The organism is Vibrio sp. MEBiC08052, assembly GCF_001506075.1.
Taxonomy (GTDB): Bacteria; Pseudomonadota; Gammaproteobacteria; order Enterobacterales; family Vibrionaceae; genus Vibrio.
Window position 1 is genome coordinate 485179 of record NZ_KQ947476.1, and the last position, 15085, is coordinate 500263.

Below are 15085 nucleotides of genomic sequence, written 5' to 3' on the forward strand. Positions count from 1 at the left end.
ACCAGATCGGTGGGGTGACATATAATAAAGAGCGAACTATGAAATTTACCATTGAACGTAGCAATTTGATTAAACCGCTTCAGCAGGTATCCGGAACGGTTGGTGGACGGACAACGTTGCCGATCCTCGGTAATCTGTTGTTGGCGGTTGAAGGTGATACCCTCATGCTGACGGCCACCGATCTGGAAGTTGAATTGGTTGGTAAAATTGCTCTGGAAGGTGATGTGGAAACGGGCCGAGTGACTGTGCCAGCCCGCAAACTCCTCGATATTTGTCGCGGACTTCCCGATGATGCAGTGATCTCAGTTTTATTAGATGGAGATCGATTACAGATTCGTTCAGGTCGCAGCCGTTTTTCTTTGGCAACGCTGCCGGCAAAAGATTTCCCGAATATTGAAGACTGGCAGAGTGAGTTATCGCTTACTTTATCGCAGGCGGACTTACGCGGACTCATCGAAAAAACGCAATTCTCGATGGCCAATCAGGATGTTCGCTATTACCTCAACGGGATGTTGTTTGATATTGAAGAGACAACATTGCGTTCAGTGGCAACCGATGGTCACCGTATGGCCGTTGCTCAAGTTGCCTTATCCGAATCATTGGCGGCACAACAAATTATTGTGCCGCGCAAAGGGGTTCTTGAACTGGTCAAGTTGCTCGATATGCCGGAACAGCCGGTCATCGTGCAAATCGGTAGCGCGAACATCCGTGTTGAAGTGAATCAGTTTATTTTTACCTCAAAATTGATCGATGGTCGTTTTCCTGATTATCGCCGAGTGTTGCCTCAGAGTACCAATAAAATTCTGGTAGCTGCTTGTGATGTCTTGCGTCATGCGTTTTCTCGCGCTGCGATTCTGTCGAATGAAAAATTCCGCGGTGTCCGCTTAAATATTGATGGTAGTGACATGCGGATCACTGCGAATAACCCGGAGCAGGAAGAAGCGGAAGAATTGTTGGATGTTCATTTTGAAGGTGAGCCGATTGAGATTGGCTTTAACGTTAGTTACGTACTGGATGTCCTCAATACATTGAAGTGCGATAATGTTCGAATGTCGATGTCAGATTCGAATGCCAGTGCTTTGATCGAAAATGTCGAAGACGATAGTGCTATGTATGTCGTCATGCCGATCCGGTTATAAGTCTAAGCAGACAATGAATACATTCGAACGATAGATTGAAGTATGCCACTTTCGCGTTTAATGATTCAGCAATTTAGGAATATCAAAGCCTGTGATATCTCATTATCATCAGGCTTTAACTTTCTTATCGGGGCCAACGGAAGCGGTAAAACCAGTGTCCTTGAAGCGATTTATATGCTCGGCCACGGCCGCTCGTTTAAAAGTAGTTTAACCGGCCGAGTGATCCAGAATGAGTGTCAGGAGCTGTTTGTCCATGGCCGTTTTTTGAACCCCGACCAAATTGAGATACCGATTGGTATTAATAAGCAGCGCGATGGCTCGGTTGAGGTTAAAATAGGGGGTCAGTCCGGACAAAAATTGGCTCAGCTGGCACAGGTATTACCCCTGCAATTGATTCATCCTGAAGGCTTTGAATTGCTTACGGATGGTCCGAAACAGCGACGGGCATTTCTTGACTGGGGAGTATTTCATTCCGTAGTGGCTTTTTTTGAGGCTTGGGGACGCTTTCGTCGGCTGAATAAGCAACGCAATGCGTTACTTAAAACTGCGACGGACTATCGAGAACTCAAATATTGGGATGCGGAACTGTCACGTCTGGCTGAGCAGATTGATGCATGGCGTGCCGATTATGTGGCACAAATTAAGCCAGTGGCAGAAGCTTTGTGTCAGTCATTTTTACCGGAATTTAAAATCCAGTTACAATACTATCGTGGCTGGGAAAAAGAGACGTTATATCAAACGCTTCTCGAAAGAAATTTTGAACGCGATAAAATGTTGGGTTACACATTCAGTGGGCCGAATAAAGCGGATTTAAGAATAAAAGTGAACGGTACACCGGTTGAAGATGTTTTGTCGCGCGGTCAGCTTAAGTTGATGGTTTGTGCCCTACGGGTTGCACAAGGACAACACTTAACATCCTTAACGGGTAAGCAATGTATTTATCTCATTGATGATTTTGCTTCCGAGCTGGACAGCGAGCGCCGTAAAAGGTTGGCAGACTGTTTAAAAGCGACCGGAGCGCAAGTTTTTGTAAGCTCTATTACCCGAGATCAGGTGGATGACATGTGTATGTCGGACAGCAAATTGTTCCACATGGAACAAGGACGGATAGAGCAAGGATAAAAAATAAAGAGAGTAACTCATGTCGAATAATTACGATTCATCGAGTATTAAAGTACTGAAAGGTCTGGACGCAGTCAGAAAGCGTCCGGGGATGTACATCGGCGACACGGATGATGGTACGGGTCTGCACCACATGGTCTTTGAGGTGGTAGATAACTCAATTGATGAAGCGTTAGCGGGTTACTGTAAAGACATCATCGTGACGATTCACGAAGATAACTCCGTCTCAGTCAGTGATGACGGCCGTGGTATTCCGACTGAGCTTCACGAGGAAGAAAATGTTTCTGCGGCAGAGGTTATTATGACGGTGCTGCACGCCGGCGGGAAATTTGACGATAACTCGTACAAAGTTTCCGGTGGTTTGCACGGTGTCGGTATCTCGGTCGTGAACGCGCTGTCTGAAAAGGTTGTCCTGACGATTTATCGTGGTGGACACATCTATACTCAGACCTATCGTCACGGTGTCCCTCAGGCACCGCTGGCGGTGGTTGGCGACACCGAAAAATCCGGCACGATGGTCCGGTTCTGGCCGAGTAACGAAACATTTACCAATACCGAGTTCCACTATGAGATTCTTGCCAAGCGTCTGCGTGAGCTGTCTTTCCTCAACTCCGGTGTGTCAATCAAGCTGAGTGACGAGCGTGATAGCAAACAGGATCACTTCATGTATGAAGGCGGTATCAAGGCATTCGTTTCGCACCTGAATCGCAATAAAACCCCGATCCATGACAGAGTTTTCCACTTCAATCAGGAGCGGGAAGATGGCATTACGGTTGAAGTCGCAATGCAGTGGAATGACAGTTTCCAAGAAAGTATTTTCTGCTTTACCAACAACATTCCTCAGCGTGATGGCGGAACGCACATGGCTGGTTTCCGGGCAGCATTGACTCGGACGCTGAACACATTTATGGATAAAGAAGGCTTCAGTAAGAAAGAGAAAACCGCAACATCCGGTGATGATGCCCGTGAAGGTCTGACAGCTGTTATCTCAGTGAAAGTGCCGGATCCTAAATTCTCCAGCCAAACAAAAGACAAACTGGTTTCTTCAGAGGTGAAATCTGCGGTTGAAACCACAATGGGTGAAAAATTGTCCGAGTTTCTGATTGAGAACCCGAACGAAGCCAAAATCGTTTGTTCGAAAATCATCGATGCTGCTCGTGCCCGTGAAGCGGCTCGCAAAGCGCGCGAGATGACTCGCCGTAAAGGTGCGTTGGATCTTGCCGGTCTGCCGGGCAAACTGGCGGACTGTCAGGAAAAAGACCCGGCCCTTTCTGAACTCTATATTGTGGAGGGTGATTCGGCTGGTGGTTCTGCCAAACAAGGCCGTAACCGGAAGAATCAGGCAATTTTGCCGCTGAAAGGTAAAATCCTTAACGTTGAAAAAGCCCGCTTTGATAAAATGTTGTCTTCTCAGGAAGTTGCCACGCTGATCACTGCATTGGGTTGTGGCATTGGCCGTGACGAATATAATCCGGACAAACTGCGTTATCACAACATCATTATCATGACTGATGCCGATGTTGATGGTTCGCACATCCGTACCTTATTGTTGACCTTTTTCTATCGTCAAATGCCTGAGTTGATTGAGCGGGGTTATGTTTATATTGCTCAGCCACCGTTGTATAAAGTCAAAAAAGGGAAGCAAGAACAGTATATTAAAGATGAAGATTCAATGACCCAGTATCAGATTTCACTGGCGTTGGATGGGGCATCATTCCATGTCAACCCTGATGCACCTGCACTGTCTGGTGGGGCGCTGGAAGGGTTGGTTCAGCGTTATAATTCCGCGATGAAGTTAATTGAACGGATGAGCCGCCGTTATCCATATGCTTTGGTTGGCGAGTTTATCTATATTCCTCGATTGACGGAAACCGATTGTGCTGATCACGATAAAGTTGAAGCTTGGACCAAACAGTTAATTGAGCAGCTCAATGCAAAAGAAGTGGGTGCAAGTCAGTACAGTTATAAGGTCGAACAAAATCAAGATACCGGGATTTTTTCTCCGAAAATAACGGTTCGTACGCATGGTGTCACTTACGAATATACGCTGAGTGTCGATCTGTTGAATTCGAAAGAGTACGGCTCATTGGCTACCTTATCTGAAGAACTGAACGGGTTGATTGAAGAAGGTGCGTATATTCAGCGCGGTGAGCGAACTCAATTGGTGAATAGTTTTGCCGAAGCCGTTCAATGGCTAATGAAAGAGTCTCGCCGTGGTTTGGCGGTACAGCGATACAAAGGTCTGGGAGAAATGAACCCCGATCAGCTGTGGGAAACCACCATGGATCCGGAAACACGCCGGATGATGCAGGTGACCATTGATGATGCGGTTGGTGCCGACGAGCTGTTTACGACCCTGATGGGCGATCAAGTTGAACCGCGTCGTGCCTTCATTGAAGACAATGCGTTGAAAGTTGCAAACTTGGATGTCTAGCCTATCCCTCTCATGAGAAACCATACCTTGTTATGGAAAGTTATGGAAAACAGCTACCAGTCGGTGGCTGTTTTTTTGTCTGTACTTGATACCAATTGGATATGAGAAAGGAGACAAAAAATTTTAAAAAAATTTATTTGATCCCCTTGATCCGAATTTGAACGACCATATATCTAGGTATGAAGAGGATGCCAACCGGGCCTCTGAATCGGAAGACCGCCTTGCTCTGATGAGAAGGTGAGTTAACCAAAGTACAACTGTTCGCTTTCTGGGTCATCTGAACAGATAGTCGGACAAAAATTCATGAAACTATTGCTTCATAGAGAGGATAGAAATATGAGAACTGTCGATTTCACACCTTTATACCGGAATGCCATTGGCTTTGATCGCCTGTTTAATTTAATGGAAACAGCCAACGCAAAAAATGGCTCTTCAGGTTATCCCCCATACAATATTGAGCAAAAAGGCGAAAATCAGTATCGGATTACGATGGCTGTCGCTGGATTTGCTGAACAGGACCTCGATATCACCCAACAGGAAAATACCCTGATTGTACAAGGTGAACGTAAACCTGAAGATGAGAAAACCTATATCTACCAAGGCATTGCAGAACGCAACTTCGAACGTAAGTTCCAGTTGGCAGATTATGTCAAGGTCGTGGGTGCAACCATGGAAAATGGCCTGCTGCATGTTGATTTGGAACGTGAAATTCCAGAAGCAATGCAGCCACGCAAAATTGCGATTAACGGTAAAAACCTAATTGAAAATAAAGAATAACGATCAGTTAGGGAAAGTTGTGAAAGAGCGCCTTTAGGCGCTCTTTTTGATCGCCTCTCATTTACCATTACCATTATTGGACAGACCACTATCGAATGATCATTTGGTGGCATTAAATATCCAAAAAACATCCAACCGGCTGTAATAAATTGCTCTTTTATCCGTCTAACTATCATAAAGGCTGTTGAGTCATCGTGAATTTATCACATTCGTATTGGCTAAGATAACCATTGCACGATACAGTTTGGTAAAGGCGAATTAATAACCAACTCTCATGAGAGCATGGAAGGATAGCTTATGTTGATCAGGAAAAAACCACAGCTCACCGAAGCTGATGTGACACCGGAAGCCATTTATCGCTCTCGCCGGAAATTTATGCAAGGTTCGCTCGCTCTCGGTGCCAGCGTCTTGCTCCCATCATTGAATGTACTGGCCAAACCCAGTCAGGAGGCCGGAACATTCCAGCCGAATGCACCGCAATGGCTGAAACAGCAGTTAAATGATGCGCAGGCAAATCAGCAAGTCATCAACGAACCCTTAACGCCTTACAAAAATGTCACGCAGTACAACAACTTTTATGAGTTTGGCTATGGTAAAAGTGATCCGGTTGATGACAGCGGGGATTTTCAGCCGTTTCCGTGGCAGGTCGAAATCGGTGGTGAAGTCGCGAAAGCCGGCACCTATCATTTAGAAGATCTCCTCAAAGGAATCACACTGGAAGAACGCATTTACCGTCTGCGCTGTGTGGAAGCCTGGTCGATGGTGATTCCCTGGATTGGTTTTCCTTTAGCCACATTACTCAAGCGGTTTGCACCGACCAGTAAAGCCAAATATGTCGCCTTTACCACGATAGAGCGCCCGGAACAGATGCCGGGACAGAAGAGTTTGTTTAGCTCGATTGACTGGCCGTATGTCGAAGGATTGCGAATCGATGAGGCGATGCATCCGTTGACTATGATTGCGGTGGGGTTGTACGGCAAAACCCTACCGAATCAAAATGGTGCCCCATTTCGCTTGGTGGTGCCATGGAAATATGGTTTCAAAAGTATCAAATCAATCGTCAAAATCGAGCTGACGGAAAAACAGCCACCGACGACATGGAGCCAATTAGCACCACATGAATACGGGTTTTATGCCAATGTGAATCCACAGGTCGATCACCCACGCTGGAGTCAGAAAGAAGAGCGGCGTTTGCCTTCGGGGTTATTAAGCCCGAATATTATTCCGACACGACTATTTAATGGTTATGACGAAGTTGCGCCTTTGTATCAGGGGATGGATTTAGCCCGTTACTATTAATTGAGTTCGTTAACGTCGTGGCAGGCTTTGAGCGTCGAGTACGTATGTAAGGAGAAATAGATGCCGGTTACTTTCCGTCGTATCGTGATGTTTATACTCGGCTGTACACCGTTGTCACTGTTGGTCTGGGGTGTTTTTACTCAGAATTTAGGCGGTGATCCGGCGAAAACCATTGTGTTGGAAACCGGACTTTGGACATTACGCTTTCTGCTGATCACCTTAATGGTTTCACCATTGGTCCGGCATTTGAAATGGCGTTGGCTGATGACCCATCGACGGATGTTGGGGCTGTTTGCGCTGTTTTATGGATTGTTGCACCTGCTGGCTTACTACCAGTTTATTCTAGGCGGTAATCTGACTTTGTTTGGCTCGGAATTGGTGAAGCGGCCTTATATTTTGGTTGGTGCTCCGGCACTGCTGATTTTGATTGCCTTGGGGATCACCTCAACCAAAGGTTGGATGAAACGGCTCGGCAAACGGTGGCAAACGCTGCACCGTCTGGTCTATATTGCGCTGATTCTGGGGTGGATTCACCTGTTCTGGCAGGTTCGTTCCAGTTATTACGAAGCTGCATTTTATGGCATCATTGGGGTGGTATTACTCAGTTTTCGCCTACCACAGCTGTGGCGGTTTGCTCAGTCTCGCTTGCGTCGGCGACACAGCGCATCACTCAAGACTCATTAAGCTGGATGAACGTTCTGTTGGTGAAGATACCGTCTTCAACGGTGGTCGGTATCTTGGTGAATGCTCGGTGCTTTATCTTTCTCTTCATTGTCCCCACTCTTGTTGATAGTTTTGATACAATCAGTTGATCAGAATACAGTTTGATCCGACGGAGTTGGAATGAAAGAACCGGAAGTCACGACATACTATCTTGAAATGCACTCGCTGGCGGCGTTGAATGAAAAACCCCAGCCGGAAGGTTTTGAGGTCATTGAAGCGCAAATCAAGAATTATCGCTTTAACCGTTATCTCTATCAGTTAGTCGGTGAACCGTGGCTGTGGCGAGATAAACTGGCACTTTCTGAGCAAGAATGGCAGGCATACGCTGAATCGCCACAGGTGAGAACTTGGTTTGCTTTAAGTCAGGGAAGTATCGCCGGTTATTATGAACTAGAGCAACAGGCTGACGGGAATATTGAAATCGCTTATTTTGGCCTGGCACCTGATTTTATGGGACATGGCTTCGGCGGTTACCTGCTGACCCATGCACTTCAGTCTGCATGGGGGTGGGATAACCCGCAGCGAGTCTGGGTTCACACTTGTACCCTTGACCACGAATATGCGCTGGCAAACTATCAGGCAAGAGGGATGAAGGTCTATCAGCAAACCACGTCTGACGAGTGATTTGCCACGTTGATAGGATAAAATAGGACGGGGGATATTCCCCCTTGATACTTAAATCCCTTCCCCATAGGCCTTTGTGACTTCTTCTGCGATGATATCAATCCCTTTTTGCATCTGTTCGTCGTCTTGCACATAATTCATCCGCAAGCATTGATGACCGTGTTCCCATTCTTCCTGCTGACCGATAAAGAAATACTCTCCGGGGATAATCAGTACCCCCCGATCTTTCAAGCGCTGATAGAGTTCCATGGTGGTGATTGGCAGTTCGTCGAACCATAGCCAGAGGAAGATGGCACCTTCCGGTTTGTGGATCCGAAAACGCGGGTCAGGAATCGCCTGTTGGAGCAGTTTGATGGCGCGTTGGGATTTTTGCCGGTAGAACGGTTGGATTACATGGTCACTGAGGCGCAGTAGATCGCCTTGTTCAATCATATAATTGGCGATTGCCGGGCCGATACTGCTGGGGGAAAGATTAATAATCCCGCTGAGATTCGTCATGGCTTGGGTGATTTCTTCATTCGCTATCACGATTCCGCAGCGGACGCCCGGTAAGCCGAGTTTCGACAGGCTCATACATAAAATGGTGTTTTCATTCCAGAACGGCGTCACATCTTCAAAAGTAATATTGGGAAACGGCAGGCCATAGGCACTATCGATAATCAGTGGAATATTGTGCTGGCGTGCGAGTTGATCGAGTTTACGGACTTCTTCGTCTGTCAGCACATTGCCGGTTGGATTGGTCGGGCGGGAGGCACAGATCGCGGCAATTGAATCATCTACTTGCAGATGTTCGAAATCGACATGGTATTTAAACAGCCCCCCGTCAAGCATCTCGATTTCCGGGCGGTAAGAGATAAAAATATCTTCATCGATACCGGCATCCCCATAACCAATATATTCCGGGGCCAGAGGCAGCAAAATTTTCTTATGTGAGCCGTCCGGTTGTTTGCCTGCCAGCAAGTTGAACAGATGAAAAAAGCTGCTCTGACTGCCATTGGTCAGGCTGATGTTTTTTTCTGAGATATCCCAACCGAGGTTTTCTCGCAGCAGCGCTGCCAGCGTCCGCAGAAAGGCGTCTTTTCCTTGCGGGCCGTCGTAGTTTGTCATGGCAGCAACCAGCTCGCCGCTATCGAGCAGCGACTGGCTCGCCTGATGAAAATAATCGAGCATGGCTGGGATTGCTGCCGGGTTTCCGCCACCGAGCATAATGGCTCCGGGAGTGCGAAGGCCGGTGTTGAGATCATCCATGAGCTGAGTGATACCTGAGTATCGGTTAAATTTTTCACCAAACGAAGAGAACTGCATGACTGAATTACCTGATATATTTTTGTAATAGGAAAGAATCGCTTTTCGTGACCGGAAATGATGCCGGGACATCAGTAGGATGATTACGGCACTCACCCACAATGCACCGATACCTGAGTTAACCGTAATGATTTTTGCTTGAAAAGCAACTCTTACCTCTTGTTTTATCTCCTCCATCTTTGGGGGGATTTCGTACAGGTTTGCTGACAGACCGTGTTGTGTGCTACCTCTGAACCGGGGATGTGCGCAAATAGGTTCGCCAGCCGCCAAAGTGACTGATATCTGTGGCATCGCTGAGGCCGATCGGTTCACAGATAAATCCTTTCACCCAGTCACCGTCGGCCAGCTCAACCGTCCCCAGTCCGAGCGGATGTGGAATCTGAGCGAGCAGGGCACCGATTGCCTGAATCGGCACCGACCAGATTTCAACCTCAATTCTGGTGCCTTCGGTTTCACGACGGACGAGACCGGGCCGTTGCGGTGGATCGCCGGCCAGCGCATACAAGCGGTAGTTTGCCGCTGTGTGAGTCTGTTGTTTGAGGGTTGCTCCCACGCTGGTGAGCTGGTGGTTGAGCGGTAATCCCTGCATGTGAGCCCCACAGACCAGCAGATCAAGGTGCGACGTCTGAGGCGGATACTGGCCACTGGCTCCGACGGGTAAACGGATACGTTGTTGCCATTCGCAAGCCAGATCCATCAGCTTTCTGTCGGAGAATGCCGGGGCAAACAGGGTAAAGCCGAATGGCATGGCTGTGTTGGTGAATCCGCCCGGGATTGCAATGGCACAGTAATCGAGCAGATTCATGAAGTTGGTGTAGTAACCAAGATTGCTGTTACGTGTGACCGGATCCTGATTGACCGCTTCAATCGTGTAGGTCGTTCCTGCGGTTGGTGTGATTACCACATCGACATTGTCCAGCAGGGCATCACAGGTGACTTGGTAATCCTGCAACTGATAAAACCCTCGGAAAGTATCCACGGCTGACAACTGTGTGGCCTGGCCGATAATGGTCTGAATCACTGGCAGACAGCGTGAGGCATCCTGTTCGAAAAACGACTGAATGGCAGCATAACGTTCAGCAACCCACGGCCCCTGATACAGCAATTTAGCGGCGGCGAGAAACGGCGATAAATCAAACGGAACCAGTTCTGCGCCCAGAGCCGTCAGTCTCTCGAGTACCTGTTCGAAACTGGTCTGGTATGCCTGATTCCCGAAAAAATTCAGTTGCTCCGGTTGTGGTACACCGATACGTAGTCCCTGAAATGTAACTTTCGGGAGCGTATGAATCGGGTGGACATCCGGTCGGGCGTAGCTGTCCTGACGATCATAGGTCGCAGCGACCTGATGCAACAACGCCAGATCTTCACCGTGACTGGTAAAAAAAGTGACACAGTCGAGGCTGCGACAGGCGGGCACCACCCCACGGCAACTGAGTACGCCTTTGGTTGGTTTGAGCCCGTAAATATTATTGAAAGCGGCCGGCACCCGACCCGAACCCGCGGTATCCGTTCCCAACGCAAACAGAACCTGACCGGTGGCAACTGCCACGGCACTGCCCGCACTTGAGCCCCCGGAAATATATTCAGGATTGAAGCTGTTGGTGGTGGCTCCCCACGGACTCCGTGTTCCGACCAGCCCGGTCGCAAACTGATCCAGATTGGTTTTCCCCAGCGGAATCGCACCGGCAGCAATCAGGCGTTCGACCACAAACGCGGAATGTTCCGGATGGTAGCGATATGCTTCGCATCCGGCAGTGGTTGCCAGCCCCGCCAGATCGATATTGTCCTTGACGGCGAAAGGAACGCCATACAGCGGGAGTTCGTCTACATCGCAGGCAGACAAATCATCAAGGTATTGATCGAGTTGTGCGGCGGTGATGGTACTGATCCAGGCTTGGTGTGAGTCTGCCTGAGCCAGCTTTAGTTGTTGATGTAAAAAGTGCCGTACCGAGAGATCTCCACTGCGGTACGCGGTCTGTAATTGTGAGATGGTGAGTATGGTCATCGGTTTGCTTCCTTACATCATGAAACGGGATGAGTCGTCAGGCTGGCTGACTCAGCCGTTCTTATGGTTAAAATGGGCTGACCGGCCTGAATCGGTGAACCGGCTGTATGACAAATGGTCTCAACGGTGCCGCTGATCGGTGAGGTGACTTCCAGCTCCATTTTCATCGCTTCGAGAACCGCAATGGTCTCACCTGCCGTGACGGTTTGGCCGGGCTGAACCTGTATTTGCCAGATATTACCGGTGACATGACTTTCCACCGCTTCGCAGCCCTCATCGACAGCCCAGCTCTCAGTTTCGGTTTCCAGCGTGACATCTTCAGCAATAAAATTAGCCTGACCGCTCTCAGCCCAACGCTGTCTTTCAGCTTCGAAAGCCGTTTGCTGACGGGATTTGCACTGCGCAATTGCATCGGCATGGTTTTCAAGCAGCTTTTGGTATTCACCCAGCGAGAAAGTCGTGGTTTCTATTTTTAACGGGTACTGCCCTCGCGGATGTTGCTGACGAATGGTTTGTAGCTCATCGGCACTGACCGGATAGAAGCGAATCTGATCAAAAAATTGCAACAGCCAGGGTTGTCGGAAGTAAGGCGTGGTGCGGTAGCGATTCCACATCTGTAAGGTGCGCCCGATGAACTGATAGCCGCCCGGGCCTTCCATTCCATAGACACACAAATACGAGCCACCGATACCGACCGCGTTTTCCGGTGTCCAGGTCCGGGCCGGATTGTATTTGGTGGTGACCAGTCGATGGCGCGGATCCAGCGGGGTTGCGACCGGTGCACCGAGATACACATCACCTAGCCCCATCACCAGATAGCTGGCATCAAAGACGATCTGCTTAACGTCATCGACCGATTGCAGGCCGTTAATCCGGCGAATAAATTCAATATTATCCGGACACCACGGCGCATCTTTTCTGACCACTTCTTCGTATTTACGAATCGCCAGCCGGGTGGCTTCATCATCCCAGGACAGCGGCAGATGAACGATTCTCGCCGGCACTGTTAACTGGTCAATATCCCCCAGTTGTTGCTCTAATTCGATCAGTGTATCGAGCAGTTGTCGGCGGGGCAGATGCAGATTGTCATAGTGAATTTGCAGCGAGCGAATCCCCGGCGTCAGTTCCTGAACACCGGATAATTTGCGTTGCTCCAGTCTGAGCATGAGCGCGTGTACGCGAAAACGCAGCCGGATATCCAGCACCTGAGGCCCGTATTCCACCAGCAGAAAATCTTCACCGCACTGGCGGTAGACGACCTGTTCCTGATTGGCTGAGGCCGGGATTTCGGCGACAATCGGGGTGTCTGGCAGCGCTGGTGTGAATGGATAGGGCTCAACCTGACACCGGCGGATCTGTGCATGTTGCCGTTGCTCGGCATCTTCCGCTTCGGCCAGCGAAACCGGCACAAAGTGAACCTTATCACCCGCTTTGAGCTGACCGATTTTCCATAAATCAGCTTTGATCACGGTGGCCGGGCAGACGAATCCGCCGAGACTGGGGCCGTCCGGTCCCAGAATGACCGGCATATCACCGGTAAAATCGATGGTGCCGATCGCATAAGCATTGTCGTGGATGTTGGACGGGTGCAACCCGGCTTCGCCGCCGTCCGGGCGGGCCCAGTCCGGCTTCGGGCCGACTAAACGGACACCGGTGCGGCTGGAGTTGAAATGCACCGTCCAACAGGCGGCAAAGAATGCCTGAATATCCTCATCGGTGAAAAAATCCGGAGCACCATGCGGACCATATATGACGTGAATCTGCCAGCTGTCGGACAGTTCCGGCAGGGCAGCCGGATGTTCCGTCACGCTTTGCGGTCGGCTGACGGACGGAGACGGATCCAGATGCAGCACATCTCCGCTACGCAGGGCGCGTCCGGTATGCCCACCGAACTGACCTAAGGTAAACGTTGATTTGCTGCCGAGATAATCCGGACACTGAAAGCCACCTTCAACCGCCAGATAACTGCGGGCTCCGGGGCCGGTAATTTTACCCAGCCGTAAGGTTTGACCGGCTTGAACCTCAGTGATAGCGCCCATTTTCAGTGGTTTATCGTCCAGCGTGGCCTGAATCTCTGCACCGGTCAGAACAATCTGTTTGGTCATGTTGAATCGCAGTATCGGACCGGTCACGATGATCTCCAGTCCGGCACAATGGTCATCATTGTGTAGCAACTGGTTGGCCAGCCGGAAGCTGAGAGAATCCATCGGCCCGGAGGGTGGTACGCCGACATGCCAGTAACCCCGACGGCCCGGATAATCCTGAATCGTCGTCTGAGTGCCGCCATTGAGAATATCGACGGTCTGTGGTTGATAAACAAAGTCATCCAGACTGCGAGTCAGAATCTTACCCGCTTGGAATAATGGCGTCTGAATCAGCTGTTGTAGATAACACTGGTTATGCTCCGGGCCGTACAGACTGATCTGGCGGAGGGATTGGATCATGCGATCCAGTGCCTGAGCGCGATTCGCGCCGTGAACGATAATTTTTGCCAGCATCGGATCAAAATATGGGGAGACGTCTACCCCGGCTTCGATCCAGTGTTCGATGCGTAAACCCGGTAGTTGCGGCCATTCGACGTGGCTGATTAATCCGGCACTGGGTTGGAAGTTTTTATTCGGGTCTTCCGCATAAAGGCGCACCTGAATCGCATGACCGTTGGGCTGGTTGTCGTGCTGCCATGCGGATAAGTCGAGTGTGCCGGCGCCTTGCTGAACCATCCACTCGACCAGATCGATACCGAAGACTTCTTCTGTGACGCCATGTTCGACCTGTAAGCGGGTATTCACTTCCAGAAAATAGAAATGCTCGCTTTGCTGATCGAGTACGAACTCAATAGTTCCGGCACTGCGATAGTTCACCGCGGTTGCCAGCCGGATAGCGGTCTGGCGCAGCGCCTGACGTGTGGCTTCACTCAGATTCGGGGCCGGTGTTTCTTCGATGACTTTCTGGTTGCGACGTTGTGCCGAGCAGTCCCGCTCACCGAGCGCGATCACTTGTCCTTGTCCGTCACCGAAAATTTGCACTTCAATATGGCGGGCCTGTTCGATAAATTTTTCTAAGAAAATGCCGCTGTGACTGAAATTGTTTTCGCTCAGTCGTCGTACCGAGTCAAACGACTGAGCCAACTCCGCGGCATTGTTGCATCGCTGCATGCCGATGCCCCCGCCCCCGGCGGTACTTTTGAGCATCACCGGATAGCCGATTTGTTCTGCCTGTGTTTGTGCATCCTCAAGATGGCTGATGAGATCACTGCCCGGCAGCAGGGGGACATTGGCTTGTGAGGCTATCGCCCGGGCGGAATGTTTCAGGCCGAATATGGTCATTTGCTCCGGCGTGGGGCCGAGAAAAGTGATGCCGGACTGCTCACATAAGGTGACAAATGCCGGGTTTTCACTCAGAAAACCGTAACCGGGATGAATGGCATCCGCTTGGCAGGATTTCGCCAGCGCGATAATTTTTTGCTGATCGAGATAAGTCGCGGCCGCAGCGCCTTCTCCGAGAGAATAGGCTTCGTCAGCCTGAAGGACATGCAGACTTTCAGCATCCGCTTCGCTGTATACCGCGACACTGGCGATATTCATCTGCTTGAGTGTTCGGATAATCCGGCAGGCAATCGCACCGCGGTTAGCAATCAATACCTTATTCAACATAAGT

The 15085-nt window shown here is 49.7% G+C and carries 10 protein-coding genes; 7 read left to right on the forward strand and 3 right to left on the reverse strand.

Annotation, left to right across the window (positions count from 1 at the left end):
* Positions 1-38 precede the first annotated feature (38 nt).
* The 7 genes from dnaN to VRK_RS19615 all read left to right on the forward strand — a co-directional run bounded on the left by dnaN (position 39) and on the right by VRK_RS19615 (position 8118).
* Positions 39-1139, forward strand: coding sequence for a DNA polymerase III subunit beta (dnaN, locus tag VRK_RS19585; protein WP_059123170.1), 1101 nt, complete (start codon positions 39-41; stop codon positions 1137-1139).
* A 42-nt stretch (positions 1140-1181) separates the two neighbouring features.
* A complete protein-coding gene (gene recF, locus VRK_RS19590; RefSeq protein WP_059123171.1) occupies positions 1182-2261 on the forward strand; it encodes a DNA replication/repair protein RecF in 1080 nt (359 codons plus the stop codon).
* Positions 2262-2280: 19 nt separating this feature from the next.
* Positions 2281-4695: a DNA topoisomerase (ATP-hydrolyzing) subunit B gene (gene gyrB / locus VRK_RS19595; protein WP_059123172.1), complete on the forward strand. Its 2415-nt coding sequence runs from the start codon at positions 2281-2283 to the stop codon at positions 4693-4695.
* Positions 4696-5031: 336 nt separating this feature from the next.
* Positions 5032-5472, forward strand: a complete 441-nt coding sequence (locus tag VRK_RS19600) for an Hsp20 family protein (RefSeq protein ID WP_059123173.1) — start codon at positions 5032-5034, stop codon at positions 5470-5472.
* 297 nt (positions 5473-5769) lie between these two features.
* On the forward strand, positions 5770-6771 hold the full coding sequence (gene msrP, locus VRK_RS19605) for a protein-methionine-sulfoxide reductase catalytic subunit MsrP (protein WP_059123174.1): 1002 nt from the start codon (positions 5770-5772) through the stop codon (positions 6769-6771).
* A 60-nt stretch (positions 6772-6831) separates the two neighbouring features.
* Positions 6832-7455, forward strand: coding sequence for a protein-methionine-sulfoxide reductase heme-binding subunit MsrQ (locus VRK_RS19610; protein ID WP_059123175.1), 624 nt, complete (start codon positions 6832-6834; stop codon positions 7453-7455).
* A gap of 159 nt (positions 7456-7614) precedes the next feature.
* A complete protein-coding gene (locus VRK_RS19615) occupies positions 7615-8118 on the forward strand; it encodes a GNAT family N-acetyltransferase (RefSeq protein WP_059123176.1) in 504 nt (167 codons plus the stop codon).
* A 51-nt stretch (positions 8119-8169) separates the two neighbouring features.
* Here VRK_RS19615 and VRK_RS19620 read toward each other — a convergent pair whose 3' ends face one another.
* The 3 genes from VRK_RS19620 to uca all read right to left on the reverse strand — a co-directional run bounded on the left by VRK_RS19620 (position 8170) and on the right by uca (position 15081).
* A complete protein-coding gene (locus VRK_RS19620) occupies positions 8170-9423 on the reverse strand; it encodes a valine--pyruvate transaminase (protein ID WP_059123240.1) in 1254 nt (417 codons plus the stop codon).
* 223 nt (positions 9424-9646) lie between these two features.
* Entirely contained in the window at positions 9647-11428 is a 1782-nt protein-coding gene (gene atzF / locus VRK_RS19625; protein WP_059123177.1) for an allophanate hydrolase, read from the reverse strand.
* Positions 11429-11445: 17 nt separating this feature from the next.
* Complete coding sequence (gene uca, locus VRK_RS19630; protein ID WP_059123178.1) at positions 11446-15081, reverse strand: urea carboxylase; 3636 nt, start codon at positions 15079-15081, stop codon at positions 11446-11448.
* Between the last annotated feature and the right edge of the window lie 4 nt (positions 15082-15085).

What these genes read in the sequence shown, in the direction of transcription:
- VRK_RS19615 (WP_059123176.1), top strand. Translation starts at nt 7,615, where the DNA reads ATGAAAGAACCGGAAGTCACGACATACTATCTTGAAATGCACTCGCTG.
- dnaN (WP_059123170.1), top strand. Translation starts at nt 39, where the DNA reads ATGAAATTTACCATTGAACGTAGCAATTTGATTAAACCGCTTCAGCAG.
- uca (WP_059123178.1), bottom strand. Translation starts at nt 15,081, where the DNA reads ATGTTGAATAAGGTATTGATTGCTAACCGCGGTGCGATTGCCTGCCGG.
- VRK_RS19620 (WP_059123240.1), bottom strand. Translation starts at nt 9,423, where the DNA reads ATGCAGTTCTCTTCGTTTGGTGAAAAATTTAACCGATACTCAGGTATC.
- atzF (WP_059123177.1), bottom strand. Translation starts at nt 11,428, where the DNA reads ATGACCATACTCACCATCTCACAATTACAGACCGCGTACCGCAGTGGA.
- gyrB (WP_059123172.1), top strand. Translation starts at nt 2,281, where the DNA reads ATGTCGAATAATTACGATTCATCGAGTATTAAAGTACTGAAAGGTCTG.
- VRK_RS19600 (WP_059123173.1), top strand. Translation starts at nt 5,032, where the DNA reads ATGAGAACTGTCGATTTCACACCTTTATACCGGAATGCCATTGGCTTT.
- recF (WP_059123171.1), top strand. Translation starts at nt 1,182, where the DNA reads ATGCCACTTTCGCGTTTAATGATTCAGCAATTTAGGAATATCAAAGCC.
- msrP (WP_059123174.1), top strand. Translation starts at nt 5,770, where the DNA reads ATGTTGATCAGGAAAAAACCACAGCTCACCGAAGCTGATGTGACACCG.
- VRK_RS19610 (WP_059123175.1), top strand. Translation starts at nt 6,832, where the DNA reads ATGCCGGTTACTTTCCGTCGTATCGTGATGTTTATACTCGGCTGTACA.